General features: G+C 42.7%; 12 protein-coding genes and 2 rRNA genes (1 of these 14 running past the window's edge). 4 read left to right on the plus strand and 10 right to left on the minus strand.

What is annotated here, in order from left to right; translation table 11 throughout:
* Nucleotides 1–14: 14 nt before the first annotated feature.
* The 7 genes from FHG08_RS02070 to cutA all read right to left on the minus strand — a co-directional run bounded on the left by FHG08_RS02070 (nucleotide 15) and on the right by cutA (nucleotide 6,656).
* Entirely contained in the window at nucleotides 15–1,358 is a 1,344-nt protein-coding gene (locus FHG08_RS02070; protein WP_178956679.1) for an N-acetylmuramoyl-L-alanine amidase, read from the minus strand.
* A 28-nt stretch (nucleotides 1,359–1,386) separates the two neighbouring features.
* Nucleotides 1,387–1,854 (minus strand): tRNA (adenosine(37)-N6)-threonylcarbamoyltransferase complex ATPase subunit type 1 TsaE, encoded by a 468-nt coding sequence (gene tsaE, locus FHG08_RS02075; protein WP_021033095.1) that lies wholly within the window; start codon nucleotides 1,852–1,854, stop codon nucleotides 1,387–1,389.
* Between the two features lie 126 nt (nucleotides 1,855–1,980).
* The gene (accC, locus tag FHG08_RS02080) at nucleotides 1,981–3,321 is read right to left on the minus strand and encodes an acetyl-CoA carboxylase biotin carboxylase subunit (RefSeq protein WP_008113500.1); all 1,341 of its coding nucleotides are present in this window, start codon (nucleotides 3,319–3,321) and stop codon (nucleotides 1,981–1,983) included.
* Between the two features lie 26 nt (nucleotides 3,322–3,347).
* Complete coding sequence (accB, locus tag FHG08_RS02085) at nucleotides 3,348–3,815, minus strand: acetyl-CoA carboxylase biotin carboxyl carrier protein (protein WP_178956680.1); 468 nt, start codon at nucleotides 3,813–3,815, stop codon at nucleotides 3,348–3,350.
* Nucleotides 3,816–3,848: 33 nt separating this feature from the next.
* A complete protein-coding gene (gene aroQ, locus FHG08_RS02090; RefSeq protein ID WP_178956681.1) occupies nucleotides 3,849–4,301 on the minus strand; it encodes a type II 3-dehydroquinate dehydratase in 453 nt (150 codons plus the stop codon).
* Nucleotides 4,302–4,530: 229 nt separating this feature from the next.
* Nucleotides 4,531–6,336, minus strand: a complete 1,806-nt coding sequence (locus FHG08_RS02095; protein ID WP_178956682.1) for a protein-disulfide reductase DsbD — start codon at nucleotides 6,334–6,336, stop codon at nucleotides 4,531–4,533.
* Nucleotides 6,336–6,656 (minus strand): divalent-cation tolerance protein CutA, encoded by a 321-nt coding sequence (cutA, locus tag FHG08_RS02100; RefSeq protein WP_010391672.1) that lies wholly within the window; start codon nucleotides 6,654–6,656, stop codon nucleotides 6,336–6,338. The genes FHG08_RS02095 and cutA overlap by 1 nt, the downstream gene beginning before the upstream one ends.
* 238 nt (nucleotides 6,657–6,894) lie before the next feature.
* Between cutA and FHG08_RS02105 the strand changes: the two genes are divergently transcribed.
* The 4 genes from FHG08_RS02105 to rnk all read left to right on the plus strand — a co-directional run bounded on the left by FHG08_RS02105 (nucleotide 6,895) and on the right by rnk (nucleotide 10,059).
* On the plus strand, nucleotides 6,895–7,374 hold the full coding sequence (locus FHG08_RS02105) for an FxsA family protein (RefSeq protein ID WP_178956683.1): 480 nt from the start codon (nucleotides 6,895–6,897) through the stop codon (nucleotides 7,372–7,374).
* Between the two features lie 109 nt (nucleotides 7,375–7,483).
* Nucleotides 7,484–7,771 (plus strand): co-chaperone GroES, encoded by a 288-nt coding sequence (locus FHG08_RS02110; protein WP_008113511.1) that lies wholly within the window; start codon nucleotides 7,484–7,486, stop codon nucleotides 7,769–7,771.
* A 49-nt stretch (nucleotides 7,772–7,820) separates the two neighbouring features.
* Complete coding sequence (groL, locus tag FHG08_RS02115; RefSeq protein ID WP_054202663.1) at nucleotides 7,821–9,470, plus strand: chaperonin GroEL; 1,650 nt, start codon at nucleotides 7,821–7,823, stop codon at nucleotides 9,468–9,470.
* Between the two features lie 175 nt (nucleotides 9,471–9,645).
* Nucleotides 9,646–10,059 carry a nucleoside diphosphate kinase regulator gene (gene rnk / locus FHG08_RS02120; RefSeq protein ID WP_138604970.1) on the plus strand — a complete coding sequence of 138 codons (414 nt, stop codon included), beginning with the start codon at nucleotides 9,646–9,648 and terminating at the stop codon, nucleotides 10,057–10,059.
* Between the two features lie 56 nt (nucleotides 10,060–10,115).
* On the opposite strand, the gene FHG08_RS02125 is transcribed toward rnk, so the two are convergent.
* From FHG08_RS02125 to FHG08_RS02135, 3 genes are all read right to left on the minus strand, one after another.
* Nucleotides 10,116–11,612, minus strand: coding sequence for an NAD(P)H-hydrate dehydratase (locus FHG08_RS02125; RefSeq protein WP_138604971.1), 1,497 nt, complete (start codon nucleotides 11,610–11,612; stop codon nucleotides 10,116–10,118).
* 650 nt (nucleotides 11,613–12,262) lie between these two features.
* Nucleotides 12,263–12,377: ribosomal RNA gene (rrf, locus tag FHG08_RS02130) — 5S ribosomal RNA — on the minus strand.
* Between the two features lie 137 nt (nucleotides 12,378–12,514).
* A 23S ribosomal RNA gene (locus FHG08_RS02135) occupies nucleotides 12,515–14,779 on the minus strand; it runs 620 nt beyond the window's last position.

A 14,779-nucleotide genomic window follows, 5' to 3' on the forward strand; every position in this document is an offset into this window, starting at 1 on the left:
GTGCGCTTTTAAAATTAACTCTGAGGAATATCAAGTTCCTGGCCAATAAATAGCGTATTTGAACTGAGCTTATTAACCTGTTTTATTTTACTAATACTAACGCCATATCGACCAGCCAACATACTCAGTGACTCCCCCGGACGTACCTTGTGTTTTGTTGGGTATTGAGACTTTAATGACGCAAACAGTGAGTCGTCAGGCGGGTTGCGTAAATAGTAATTTTTAATTGAGGTAAACATCGCTTTTGCCAAACGCTCTTGGTGATTGGCGCTTTTTAGTAGTCGTTCTTCACGAGGGTTAGAGATAAACCCAGTTTCAACCAAAATAGACGGAATATCTGGCGACTTCAATACAGCAAGGCTGGCATGTTGCGGTGCCTTTTTGTGCATTTTTGCTACTTTTTTTAATTCTTTTATCACTTCATCTGCAACACTTAGCCCTGTTTTCATGGAATGATCCATCGACATATCAAGCAAGGCTTGTGCTAAGTACTTTTCATTTGCAGCATCTTTAATTACATCGGCAGCACCGCCAAGTAACTCTGAGTGTTTTTCTTTATCCTCAATCCATTTACCAATTTCCGAATTGGCACGTCGCAGCGACAACACCCATACAGAAGCACCATTGGGTCCCGGACTGGTAAACGCATCTGCATGAATAGAGACAAAAAAATCGGCTTTTTTCTGGCGAGCGCGATTAGTTCGTGTATTAAGTTTAACAAAGTAATCGCCACTGCGAACCATACGCGAAATCATACCGCGCTCAGCATCAATCATGCGCTCTAAACGCTTGGCAATTTGCAAAGTGATGTCTTTTTCGTAAGTACCTGATGGGCCAATGGAACCTGGGTCTTCACCACCATGGCCTGCATCAATAGCAATTACAATATCGCGCTCTTGGCTTAACTGGCGTTTTTTAGCCGCCGTTTGCGCTGGGGTAATTGCACTTTTAGCTTGGCTTTTACCGTATAAATCGACTACTAGCCTATTTTTATAAGGGCCTGTGGGGGCAAGTGCAAATATAACCGGTTTAACTGGCCCATTTAATTCAAACACTAAACGCACGCTGCGTTTATTTTTAGGTTTTGAGTAACGTAACTTGCTAACAATTTGATGTTTTGGTGGCACACCTGGCAATGTTTTTAATTCATCAGTGTTTTCTAAATCAACCACTAAACGACTTGGGTTTTTTAGCATAAAGTAACTGAAGTCGGGTTTATCATCGAGATCAAACACCACCCGAGTGCTATCAGGTGATGGCCAGACACGCACACTATTAATAGTGTTTTGCGCCCACAATGGCAAGCTCACTGTAAAAACCATGAGGTAAATAAAAAGTTTAACTAAACCACGACTCATTTTGATAATCACTGCCTTAACTATTTTATTATCTATTATTTAGTTTTTTGACAATTGCTACACCACGCTCACTCGCACTGTTAATAACAATTTTACGCTCATCACCTACATAACTTAGCGTAGCATTTAGATCGGGAACAGGAATAAATTCGCCGCCTTTTTCCGGCCACTCAACTATACAAGTTGCCGTTTCTGAAAAATAATCGCGAATCCCCATAAATTCAAGCTCTTCTGGGTCACCTAATCGATATAAGTCAAAATGATAAACATTACCACGTACAAGCTCGTAGGGTTCAACAAGTGTATAGGTGGGACTTTTAACCTTACCTGTATGACCAAAACCTTGCACTATACCGCGAGTAAATGTCGTTTTACCGGCCCCTAAGTCACCATGCAAATAAATAACTGCGCCCTGCTCTATTATGGCAGCTAATTTATTTCCCATAGCAACAGTGGCATTTTCATCGACTAAATGAAAATTAAAACTACACGACATGATTACCTCAAAATTTACGAAAAGCGCATATTTGTTAATCATACCAGATTATTTATTTAAGGTGATACTGCCTCTTTTTTAAAGATAAAAAAACCGGCTTAAGCCGGTTTTTAATTAGCATGGACTTTACAGTCCTAATTTCTTCTCAAGGTAGTGGATATTTGTGCCACCATTTTTGAAGTTTTCATCTGCAAGAATACGTTTATGCAGTGGGGTGTTGGTTTTAATACCATCGATAACGAGTTCATTAAGTGCATTACGTGCTCGGGCGATAGCGACATCACGGTTTTCACCGTAAGTGATCAGCTTACCAATCATAGAATCGTAATGTGGAGGAACGGTGTAGTCAGCGTAAATATGACTGTCCCAACGAATACCTAAACCACCAGCTGGATGAAAACGGGTAATTTTACCAGGTGATGGAATAAAGGTTTCTGGGTCTTCAGCATTAATACGACACTCAATAGCATGGCCACGAATAACCACATCTTCTTGAGTGAATGATAAAGGCTGACCAGCGGCAATTTTTAATTGCTCTTTGATTAAATCAACACCGGTGACCATTTCAGTTACTGGGTGCTCAACCTGAATACGGGTGTTCATTTCAATGAAGTAAAATTCACCGTTCTCGTATAAGAACTCAAACGTCCCCGCACCACGATAACCAATTTCGATACATGCGCGTGTACAACGCTCACCAATGAACTTACGTACTTCTGCAGTAATCCCTGGTGCTGGCGCCTCTTCCACTACTTTTTGGTGGCGACGTTGCATTGAACAATCACGCTCACCTAAGTGAACCGCATTGCCTTGACCGTCGGCCAATACTTGTACTTCGATGTGGCGTGGGTTTTCAAGGAATTTCTCCATGTAAACCATGCTGTTGCCAAAGAACTGTTTCGCTTCTTGTTGGGTTAGCGCAATTGAATTGATTAACTCAGCTTCGTTGCGAACAACACGCATACCACGGCCACCGCCACCGCCAGCTGCTTTAATAATTACCGGGTAACCAATACGCTTAGCAATTTGCATGTTGCGTTCTTTATCATCCGATACCGGACCATCAGAGCCAGGTACACAAGGAACACCCGCTTTACGCATCGCTTCGATTGCCGATACTTTATCGCCCATTAGACGAATAGTATCGCCACGAGGACCGATAAATACAAAGCCACTTTGCTCAACTTGGTCTGCAAAGTCTGCATTTTCAGCAAGAAAACCATAACCTGGGTGGATAGCGACTGCATCAGTAATTTCTGCTGCGGCAATAATGCGTGGGATGTCTAAGTAACTTTCAGTTGCTGCTGGTTTACCAATACAGATGGTTTCATCTGCTAGTAATACGTGCTTAAGATCGCGATCCGCCGTTGAATGCACAGCAACCGTTTTGATCCCAAGCTCTTTGCAGGCGCGCAATATACGAAGTGCAATTTCACCTCGGTTTGCAATGACTACTTTATCTAACATGAGAGTTGGCCTTTTACGTTGCGCTATTATTCAATGATGAATAAAGGTTGATCAAATTCTACTGGCTCGCCGTTTTCTACTAAGATAGCTTTTACTGTACCGGCTTTATCTGACTCAATTTGGTTCATCATTTTCATTGCTTCAACGATACATAGCGTGTCGCCAACTTTAACCTGAGAGCCCACTTCAACATATGCTGGTGCTTCTGGAGAAGCTGCTGCGTAAAAAGAACCTACCATAGGTGATTTAACTTGATGACCTGTAGGGCCTGCAGATGCTTCAGACTCTACGGCTGCAGGTGCTGATGGTGCAGTCGCGGCTGGAGCAGGTGCTGCTGGGGCGTATTGTTGAGGTGCGAATTGCGCGTACGCAGGACCGGCACTCATGTTATTACGGTTAATACGTACTGATTCTTCACCTTCAGTGATTTCTAGTTCTGCAATACCTGATTCTTCTACTAATTCAATTAGTTTTTTGATCTTGCGAATATCCATAAACGGCCCGCCTATTAGTTTGTTAGTTTAAATTTAGTTTGAGTTTTGCAATCGGCTGACTGCTGCATTTAAAGCAGCGTGATAACCCATTGCACCTAATCCACAAATAACGCCTTGCGCCACATCAGAAAAATAAGAATGATGGCGAAACGTTTCACGTGCATGCACATTACTTAAGTGCACTTCAAAAAACGGAATATCAACGCTTAGCAATGCATCACGTAATGCGACGCTTGTGTGCGTAAATGCTGCAGGGTTAATTATTATGTAATCAACCGCTTGCCAAGCATCATGAATGCGTTCAATGAGCGCTTGTTCACTATTACTTTGAAGATGCGTTAACTCCACACCTAAACTATTAGCAGCGCTGTTTAACTCGCTCATAATATGCTCTAAAGAATGCGAACCGTACTTATCAGGTTCACGCTTTCCTAGCATGTTTAAATTTGGGCCATTTATAACTAAAATCTTTAATTTTGCAGCCATAATACGCGATATATCCTATAAGTAATGAGTTAAGCGGTTACCAACTAGTTTTTCTCTAAAAAGTAAGCAGAAAAAAGTAAGATAGCAACAATTTCTCACGTTAACCAACTATTATAGTGATTTCGAAGTAAATAGCAGCAAAATACTGGTCTAATCTCTATTTCGGGGACTATCTTAAGGGGAGAATAGTGGCACAACATTACCAATCATGTTGTGCCATAAAGAATGGTTATTCAGCGCTGGCACGCACTGCAGCTAGGTGCTTAGCAAAATCATCTGCATTTAAAAAGCCAGTTACACGTTGTGTACTTAACTCTTCACCTTCAGTATTGAAGAATAAAATACTCGGTAAACCAAACACTGAATATGCTTCCATTAGCTCAATTGTTTCATTATCACTTTGGGTTAAGTCAATTTGAATCAGTTGATAATGGCTAAACTCACTTTGCACTTGCGGGTCAGGAAATGTGTAATGCTCAAACTCTTTACACGCTACACACCAGTCAGCGTATAAGTCCACCATAACCATGCGCCCTTCGCTATTTGCTTGTGATACGGCTTGTTTAAGCTCGGCTAAATTGGCAACGTGTTTAAACTCATTGCTTTGCGAGGTTGTTTGTAAACTCACAGCTTGTGTTGGCCAAAAATAGTTTTTGGTTAAATTAAAGCCAGTAAGCATCAATAAAACAGCCATAACCCACAATAAGGTTTTTAATTTGCCTTGAGTTTGGGCGCTTTGCCAATAATGGAAATAAAGCGCTGTGGCGATAGCTAATAAGCCTGCCATAAGCATAATAATTTCAATATCTATAATGCGCTCTAGCAAAATAAGTGGCACAACTAACATAATAAAACCAAATAAGGTTTTAACTTGTTCCATCCATCCGCCAGCTTTCGGTAATAACTTACCTCCCGATGTACCAAGGAGTAACAACGGTAAACCCATTCCTAGGCTAAGTACATAAAGTGTTAGCCCGCCTACTAGGTAATCGCCGCTTTGTGCCACAAATAATAATGCGGCTGATAAAGGCGCTGTAGTGCAAGGAGATGCAATAAGCCCTGATAAAACCCCCATCAAGAACACCCCAATATAGTTACCGCCTTTTTGGTTGTTGCTCACTTGGGTTAGCTTGTTCATCATGCCGCTGGGTAACTTTATTTCGTACCAACCAAACATCGACATAGCCAGCAGTACAAACAATAAGCTAAAGCTAATTAATACATATGGATGCTGTAAATAGCCTTGCACTTGCCCACCTAACGCAGCAACCACAAGCCCTAATGCGGCATAGGTAACCGCCATGCCTTGAATATAAACGAATGATAGGGCAAATGCTTTTTTGGTAGACAGGTTCTTTTGACCCGCAATTAAGCTAGATAAAATAGGAAACATCGGAAATACACAGGGTGTAAATGCCAAACCTACGCCCACAGCAAAAAATATAGCTAAATTAACCATTAAGCTTTGGCTGGCTAACTGCTCTGTAAAAGTGAGTTTTTTCTCGGGTGTTGCTGCAGTTACTGGTTTTTCTGCAGGTTGGCTAAGTGCCGTAAATGCACTACTTGCTGCAGTATTTTCATTAGTATTAGTTTCACTTGCCAATACACTTAATGGAATGCTAATAATTTCAGGTGGATAACACAGCCCTGCTTTTGCACAGCCCTGATAACGCACCTTAACAACGCCATCTTCACTGATATTACTCAGCTTGCTGATAATACTGAGAGAATTAAAAAACACCTCAGTTTTGCCAAAAAACTCATCTTCAATTATTTCACCAGAGCCCAACTCAGGCACATCAATGCTGGCACCTTTGGCAATAATTTCTATTTTGTCTTTATACAGATAATAGTCATCAGCGATATCCCAACCAACAAATAACGTACTGCCTTGCTGGTCAAAATCAAATACAAACGCTTCATTGACTGGTAAAAATATATGCTGAGTAGGTTTGAGAAAATCTTCAAGGGTATTTTGTGTTGCCCAAGCAGGCGCCATTAAAACACTTAATAAAAAAAATAAAATAAAGCGCATTAATGAAGTACCTCATCCATCCAATTAAAGTAAGCCAAGTTCCCCGTTGCCACATCAACAACTTGTATTTCTGGTACTTCGTAGCTGTGAAGATCTTTTAAGGTTAAAAATACATCGTTCATTTTGTCAGCTTTGGTTTTAATTAGTAGCTTCACTTCTGTTGCTTCAGCTACTTCACCTTCCCATATGTAAATAGAACTCATGGCCGGTAAAATATTTACACAAGCGGCTAGTTTCTTTTCTATTAGCGCCATAGCCAATAAACGGGCTTCATCGTTATCTTTGCAAGTGGTAAAAATAAGTTTAAATTGCGTTGTCATAGTGAACCTTTACTTGTTTATGGGGGTCTAGCCCCATAGTAGCTGATAGCGGGTATAATGTGTAGACACGAACTCTGCCAACATTTTGGGTCTTTGCAGTCAAGTGACTTAAACCCACTAGCTATAATTTTACTAACATTAGAGTTGATTACTTACTCTTATTAGCTTGAAAATAGACCCGACAACCCTCACTTATATTTCATTAGCACCTTAATGAGTGTCATTTTTAGAGAGTCTTATGTTTAGAATTTTATTTTTACTGTTTATCATCATCCCTATTATTGAAATTGCTTTACTAATTCAGGTTAGTGACGTTATAGGTAGCTTTGCAACAATCGCTTTGGTAGTACTAACCGCGATTGTGGGTGCGAAAATGGTGAAACAGCAAGGAATGGGCGCACTACAAAACGTACAAGTGCAAATGGCTCAAGGGCAAATGCCGGCTAAAGAGTTGTTTACTGGTATTTGCGTGATTATTGCTGGCGTACTTTTATTAACACCCGGCATTATGACGGATGTATTTGGCTTACTGCTTCTTACTCCAGCTATTCGCAATAAATTAGCCGCAGGACTTGCCAGCCAGGCAACGGTGAGAATGAGCGCTAGTATGCACCAAACGGGTACTTCAGGATTTTCACAACCTCATCAATCAATGCATCATGAGCAAGATGAAAACCGTCCCAATACTATAGATGGTGAATACGAGCGAAAAGATTAAAAATTTATCATTTTTTCTCTTGGAATTTTTCACTCTACCCCCATTAATTAAAGCAAATTAGATACACTTTTTTCTGTACTGTTCAGAAACTGTTAGGAGAACTAAAAACATGAACATTCGTCCTTTACAAGATCGCGTAATCATCAAGCGTCTAGAAGAAGAAACCAAGTCTGCTGGCGGTATTGTATTAACTGGCTCTGCAGCTGAAAAATCAACTCGTGGAGAAGTTGTTGCCGTAGGTAATGGTCGCGTTTTAGAAAATGGTGACGTTCGCGCGTTAGAAGTGAAAGCCGGTGACACTGTGTTATTTGGCTCATATGTTGAAAAAACTGAAAAGATCGAAGGTCAAGAATACCTGATCATGCGTGAAGATAATATTTTAGGCATTGTAGGCTAAACCTACTTTTCGTTTAACACACATTTTAAGAATTTAGAGGAAATTAAACATGGCAGCAAAAGAAGTACTGTTTGCAGGCGACGCACGTGCAAAAATGCTAACTGGCGTAAACATTTTAGCAAACGCAGTAAAAGTAACATTGGGCCCTAAAGGTCGTAACGTTGTACTAGACAAATCATTTGGCTCTCCAGTAATCACTAAAGATGGTGTATCTGTAGCTAAAGAAATCGAACTTGAAGACAAGTTTGAAAACATGGGCGCACAAATGGTTAAAGAAGTAGCGTCTAAAGCAAATGATGCTGCTGGTGACGGTACCACTACCGCAACCGTGCTTGCTCAATCTATTGTTAACGAAGGTCTTAAAGCAGTTGCTGCGGGTATGAACCCAATGGATCTTAAGCGCGGTATTGATAAAGCAATCATTGCTGCAACAGCAGAACTTAAAGCTCTTTCTGTCCCATGTTCTGATACTAAAGCAATTGCACAAGTAGGTACTATTTCAGCTAACTCTGATAAAGAGATTGGTGAAATTATTGCTGATGCAATGGAAAAAGTAGGCCGTAATACTGGTGTTATCACGGTTGAAGAAGGTCAATCACTTGAAAACGAACTAGATGTTGTAGAAGGCATGCAGTTTGACCGTGGTTACTTATCTCCATACTTCATCAACAACGCTGAAAAAGGCGCAGTTGAACTAGATAACCCATTTATCTTACTTGTAGATAAAAAAATATCTAACATCCGTGAATTATTACCAACATTAGAAGCGGTTGCAAAAGCAAGCAAGCCTCTACTTATCATCGCAGAAGACCTTGAAGGTGAAGCGTTAGCGACACTAGTAGTGAATAACATGCGTGGTATTGTAAAAGTATCAGCGGTTAAAGCACCTGGCTTTGGCGATCGTCGTAAAGCAATGCTACAGGATATCGCGGTATTAACTGGCGGTACTGTAATTTCTGAAGAAATCGGCCTTGAACTTGAAAAAGCAACAGTTGAAGACTTAGGTACAGCTAAGCGCGTAGTAATCACTAAAGATGATACAACAATCATTGATGGTGCTGGTGAAGAAGACGGTATCAACGGTCGTGTTGCTCAAATCAAAGCACAAATTGAAGAAGCGACTTCAGACTACGATAAAGAAAAGCTACAAGAGCGCATGGCTAAGTTAGCTGGCGGTGTTGCTGTAATCAAAGTAGGTGCCGCTACTGAAATTGAAATGAAAGAGAAAAAAGACCGTGTTGAAGATGCATTACATGCAACTCGCGCAGCGGTTGAAGAAGGTGTAGTACCAGGTGGTGGTGTTGCATTAGTACGTGCTGCTAGCAAGCTAGTTGAGCTACTTGGCGACAATGAAGACCAAAACCACGGTATTAAAGTGGCACTTCGTGCGATGGAAGCACCACTTCGTCAAATCGTTACAAACGCAGGCGATGAAGCATCAGTTGTTATTAACGCAGTTAAAGGCGGAGAAGGTAACTACGGTTACAATGCAGCCACTGGCGAATACAGCGACATGATTGAAATGGGTATCCTAGATCCAACGAAAGTAACGCGCTCTGCATTACAATTTGCAGGATCGATTGCTGGTCTAATGATCACTACAGAGGCTATGGTTGCTGAAATTCCTAAAGAAGAAGCAGCTGGTGCACCTGATATGGGTGGCATGGGCGGCATGGGTGGAATGGGCGGCATGATGTAATCATCCCCTAAACACTTAGCTCAAATAAAAACCCAGCTTCGGCTGGGTTTTTAGCAATAGAGATAAAATAAATTCACTAAACAACAATAAAATTAACTCAGTGTATTCCAATGCAACTGAGTTCCTGCAAGCTATACCAGAGTAAATTTTATTTAACATGATTAAGGATATTAAGTTGAATACAAAACCTGAAATTATCATTTCATCGCTGGATGCAGATAGGTTGTACACACTAATGGAGTCGTTGCCTGCAAACAGCTTTGCGGGTGAAAAAGAACTTGAAGCAGAACTTGCACGAGCCAGCATAGTTGAGCCGCACGAAGTTCCCGCAACCGTGGTAACCATGAATTCAACTGTGAACTTTGTTGTTGAATCTACAGGCGAAGAGTTTACTTTAACGCTTGTTTACCCAAAAAATATTGATTCAATTGGCGACAAAATATCAATCTTAGCCCCTGTAGGTAGTGCATTACTTGGCCTTTCACAAGGTGATCAAATTGAATGGCCAAAGCCTGGCGGTGGATTAGTAACAGTAAACATCAAAGAAGTTACTTATCAGCCTGAAAGAGCTGGTGAGCTTCACAGATAGTAGCCAAAACAAGCAGCGAAGACATTAGCTGGCACAGCCAGTCATTGCTGCTTTTACTATTTATGATTGATCAGTGCTCTTACATGCGCAAATAAATCACTGGCTAACATTCCTCTTTGCCCTGATTGTTCACAGGCTCTATCACCCGCCTTTGCATGTAACACAACGCCATAACATGCTGCCTCACTGGTATTTAATCCTTGAGCCATTAATGCCCCAATTATACCACTAAGCACATCACCACTTCCTCCTACAGCCAAACCAGGGTTACCATTTTCACATATCCAAGTATGCTCGGTATTATCGATTAGCGTACCTGCGCCCTTTAAAATAGAGGTCGCTGCGAAGTTGGTCGCACATTGTCGAGCATAATAAAAACGATCAGACTCAACCTCAGAGGTAGTTAAGTTTAATAACCGTGCAGCCTCTGCAGGATGAGGCGTTAGCACGGTATTATTTAATTTATGAGAAGATGATTGCTTAGCTAATAAGTTTAAGGCGTCTGCATCAATAACAGTAGGGATATTGTTTTGCTGGCAATAACGGATTGCCTGCTCAAAGGTTTTTTGGGCCCATTCATCTTGGCCTAAACCTGGACCGATAACTACACACGTTGACCATGCTAGGGCATCATCCAAGTGTTCACTAGTTACCATAAGTTCTGGTCGCCCGATGCTCACAGGTAAAACGGCATGTTCATGAGTATACACTTTTACCATTCCAGCACCAGACCTTAATCCACTTTCAGCACTTAATCTAATAGCTCCTGCAGAGCCGTGGTTTCCTCCTATACATAATAATTTTCCATGACTACCTTTATGGCTGCTCACTGAGCGCTCAGGCAAAGGTTTAAAGCTGTCTATATTGATAATCTGAGCAGAAGGGGTGGCTAGTTTCATAAATTGCTCGCCAATACCTAACTCGTCGAAATACAACTGCCCGGCATGCTGCTTTCCTTTAGTCGTGGTGAGTCCTTGCTTTATCCCAACTAATGTCATTGTTTTGGTGGCCATAATGGCTGTTCCTTGAGGACAGCCTGTATCTGCATTAATACCTGACGGCACATCAATACTCAGTATTGGTTTAGTGCTTTCATTTACCGCTTTAATAATAGTAGCAACATTATCGCGTACCGTATTCTCAAGACCAGTACCGAGTAATGCATCAATTATCACATCACACTCATCGAGTGCATCAGCGCTAAAGTTACAAATTTCACCACCGGCATCAATCCATTGCTTTTGTGCTTTTGCTGCATCTCCGGATAAGGCTTTATTCGGATTAATCGCGCAAACAACTACATGCCGATCTGCTTGTTTGATTAACCGAGCTACCTCATAACCATCTCCGGCATTATTTCCATTACCTGTAATAACTAACGTTTGTTTTGCATTAAAGGTTTTCCAACAGCAAAAAACAGCCTCCGCGGCACGCTGCATCAGCGTGTAAAGGTCTGCGCCGGTAGCATGAACTGCTTGTTCTTCATACCCTTTTATTTGTTTTGACAAATAGGTCCATTGCTCGTACTTAGGTGACGTTAGTAGTAATGACATAAACAGCTCAATTTAATAAGAATACCTAATTTCATTTTGGGCTTTATAAATTCTTTTTCAAGTAAAACATAGTTATGTAATCTATAAGGCTTTATTTAAGGATCTATTAACTTTATATAACGAGGATCACCATACAAGAGAAGTTAATAGGAGGTCAGCGTAAAGCAGGGCTTATTTTACCTAAAGCCGAATGCTTTGCACTTCTCTTACATTTGGAGTCGGTGTGCTACTTCGAAGCGACAGCAAAGTAGTATGTCCTGGAATCGGCTCTGATCAATTATCTTCCTTTAGCCTAATACCTTTAACCTTTTACATTTGTTTTTCACTTTTCTGCAGACGTAAAAAAGCCCGGCTCTTTCGAGTCGGGCTTTCTTGTATTTGGAGTCGGTGCGCTACTTCGTAGCGACAACGCAGTAGAATGTCTTAGTGCCCACAGCGATGGAGAGAGCCACATAACAAATGCTACGCTCTCATCCTATGTCGTGTTCTTCGTGTTCTTTTATCCTTGGGATTCGTGATACTCAACCCACGCTACGGTTGTCTGATTAACGCAGTGCAACTGATAGCTGACGGCTGACGGCTAATACTTTCACTTTTCTTCAGACGTAAAAAAGCCCGACTCTTTCGAATCGGGCTTTCTACTATTTGGAGCCTGGTAATGACCTACTTTCACATAACAAATGCTACACTATCATCGGCGCTGTTTCGTTTCACTACTGAGTTCGGCATGGGGTCAGGTGGGTCCAAAACGCTATTGTCACCAAGCAAATTTGGTGTCAGTCCGTATCGCTACGCACTAACTAAAATTTGGAATTTCTGATAATAAAAGTTTTCAGTAATCTACTTTAGTCTATTAACTTCTTCGCTTGTTTCACTATCACATAAAACGCGTTTGGCGTTGTATGGTTAAGCCTCACGGGTAATTAGTACAAGTTAGCTTAATGGCTCACACCACTTCCACATCTTGCCTATCAACGTTGTAGTCTTCAACGGCCCTTCAGAGACTTTAAAAGTCTAGTGAGAACTCATCTCGAGGCCTGCTTCGCGCTTAGATGCTTTCAGCGCTTATCAGTTCCGAACGTAGCTACCGGGCAATGCCATTGGCATGACAACCCGAACACCAGCGGTTCGTTCACTCCGGTCCTCTCGTACTAGGAGCAACCCCTCTCAATTCTCAAACGCCCACGGCAGATAGGGACCGAACTGTCTCACGACGTTCTAAACCCAGCTCGCGTACCACTTTAAATGGCGAACAGCCATACCCTTGGGACCGACTTCAGCCCCAGGATGTGATGAGCCGACATCGAGGTGCCAAACACCGCCGTCGATATGAACTCTTGGGCGGTATCAGCCTGTTATCCCCGGAGTACCTTTTATCCGTTGAGCGATGGCCCTTCCATTCAGAACCACCGGATCACTATGACCTACTTTCGTACCTGCTCGACGTGTCTGTCTCGCAGTTAAGCTGGCTTCTACCATTACACTAACCGTACGATGTCCGACCGTACTTAGCCAACCTTCGTGCTCCTCCGTTACTCTTTGGGAGGAGACCGCCCCAGTCAAACTACCCACCAGGCACTGTCCGTAACCCCGATTCAGGGGCCAACGTTAGAACATCAAAACTACAAGGGTGGTATTTCAAGGACGACTCCACAAAAACTAGCGTCTCTGCTTCAAAGTCTCCCACCTATCCTACACATGTAGGTTCAATGTTCAGTGCCAAGCTGTAGTAAAGGTTCACGGGGTCTTTCCGTCTAGCCGCGGGTACACAGCATCTTCACTGCGATTTCAATTTCACTGAGTCTCGGGTGGAGACAGCGTGGCCATGGTTACACCATTCGTGCAGGTCGGAACTTACCCGACAAGGAATTTCGCTACCTTAGGACCGTTATAGTTACGGCCGCCGTTTACCGGGGCTTCGATCAAGAGCTTCTCCGAAGATAACCCCATCAATTAACCTTCCGGCACCGGGCAGGTGTCACACCGTATACGTCATCTTGCGATTTTGCACAGTGCTGTGTTTTTAATAAACAGTCCCAGCCACCTGGTCACTGCGGCTCCAATCAGCTTAGAGAGCAAGTCTCATCACCAATCGGAGCGTACCTTCTCCCGAAGTTACGGTACGATTTTGCCTAGTTCCTTCACCCGAGTTCTCTCAAGCGCCTTAGTATTCTCTACCTGACCACCTGTGTCGGTTTGGGGTACGATTCGGTATAATCTGAAGCTTAGAGGCTTTTCCTGGAAGTATGGCATCAGCAACTTCATCACCGTAGTGACTCGTCTCGTGTCTCAGCCTAACAGCAACCCGGATTTACCTAAGTCACTAGCCTACACACTTTCACATGGACTACCATCGCCATGCTTGCTTAGCCTGCTCCGTCCCCCCATCGCAATTATACCAAGTACGGAAATATTAATCCGTTTCCCATCGACTACGCCTTTCGGCCTCGCCTTAGGGGTCGACTTACCCTACCCTGATTAACATGGGATAGGAACCCTTGGTCTTCCGGCGTGCGGGTTTTTCACCCGCATTATCGTTACTCATGTCAGCATTCGCACTTCTGATACGTCCAGCATACCTCCCGGTACACCTTCAACCGCTTACAGAACGCTCCCCTACCACTCAGAATAAATTCTGAATCCGCAGCTTCGGTGCATAGTTTAGCCCCGTTACATCTTCCGCGCAGACCGACTCGACCAGTGAGCTATTACGCTTTCTTTAAAGGATGGCTGCTTCTAAGCCAACCTCCTGGCTGTCTGGGCCTTTCCACATCGTTTCCCACTTAACTATGACTTTGGGACCTTAGCTGGCGGTCTGGGTTGTTTCCCTCTTCACGACGGACGTTAGCACCCGCCGTGTGTCTCCCGGATATTACTTTACGGTATTCGGAGTTTGCAAAGGGTTGGTAAGTCGGGATGACCCCCTAGCCTTAACAGTGCTCTACCCCCGTAAGTATTCGTCCGAGGCTCTACCTAAATAGATTTCGGGGAGAACCAGCTATCTCCCGGTTTGATTAGCCTTTCACTCCTAACCACAGGTCATCCCCTAACTTTTCAACGTTAGTGGGTTCGGTCCTCCAGTTGATGTTACTCAACCTTCAACCTGCCCATGGCTAGATCACCGGGTTTCGGGTCTATACCTTGCAACTATTCGCCCAGTTAAGACT

Source organism: Pseudoalteromonas sp. Scap03, from assembly GCF_013393115.1.
Classification (GTDB): domain Bacteria; phylum Pseudomonadota; class Gammaproteobacteria; order Enterobacterales; family Alteromonadaceae; genus Pseudoalteromonas.

Excerpts from the sequence above, each read along its gene's own strand:
- FHG08_RS02070 (WP_178956679.1), bottom strand. The coding sequence starts at position 1,358 with ATGAGTCGTGGTTTAGTTAAACTTTTTATTTACCTCATGGTTTTTACA.
- tsaE (WP_021033095.1), bottom strand. The coding sequence starts at position 1,854 with ATGTCGTGTAGTTTTAATTTTCATTTAGTCGATGAAAATGCCACTGTT.
- accC (WP_008113500.1), bottom strand. The coding sequence starts at position 3,321 with ATGTTAGATAAAGTAGTCATTGCAAACCGAGGTGAAATTGCACTTCGT.
- accB (WP_178956680.1), bottom strand. The coding sequence starts at position 3,815 with ATGGATATTCGCAAGATCAAAAAACTAATTGAATTAGTAGAAGAATCA.
- aroQ (WP_178956681.1), bottom strand. The coding sequence starts at position 4,301 with ATGGCTGCAAAATTAAAGATTTTAGTTATAAATGGCCCAAATTTAAAC.
- FHG08_RS02095 (WP_178956682.1), bottom strand. The coding sequence starts at position 6,336 with ATGCGCTTTATTTTATTTTTTTTATTAAGTGTTTTAATGGCGCCTGCT.
- cutA (WP_010391672.1), bottom strand. The coding sequence starts at position 6,656 with ATGACAACGCAATTTAAACTTATTTTTACCACTTGCAAAGATAACGAT.
- FHG08_RS02105 (WP_178956683.1), top strand. The coding sequence starts at position 6,895 with ATGTTTAGAATTTTATTTTTACTGTTTATCATCATCCCTATTATTGAA.
- FHG08_RS02110 (WP_008113511.1), top strand. The coding sequence starts at position 7,484 with ATGAACATTCGTCCTTTACAAGATCGCGTAATCATCAAGCGTCTAGAA.
- groL (WP_054202663.1), top strand. The coding sequence starts at position 7,821 with ATGGCAGCAAAAGAAGTACTGTTTGCAGGCGACGCACGTGCAAAAATG.
- FHG08_RS02125 (WP_138604971.1), bottom strand. The coding sequence starts at position 11,612 with ATGTCATTACTACTAACGTCACCTAAGTACGAGCAATGGACCTATTTG.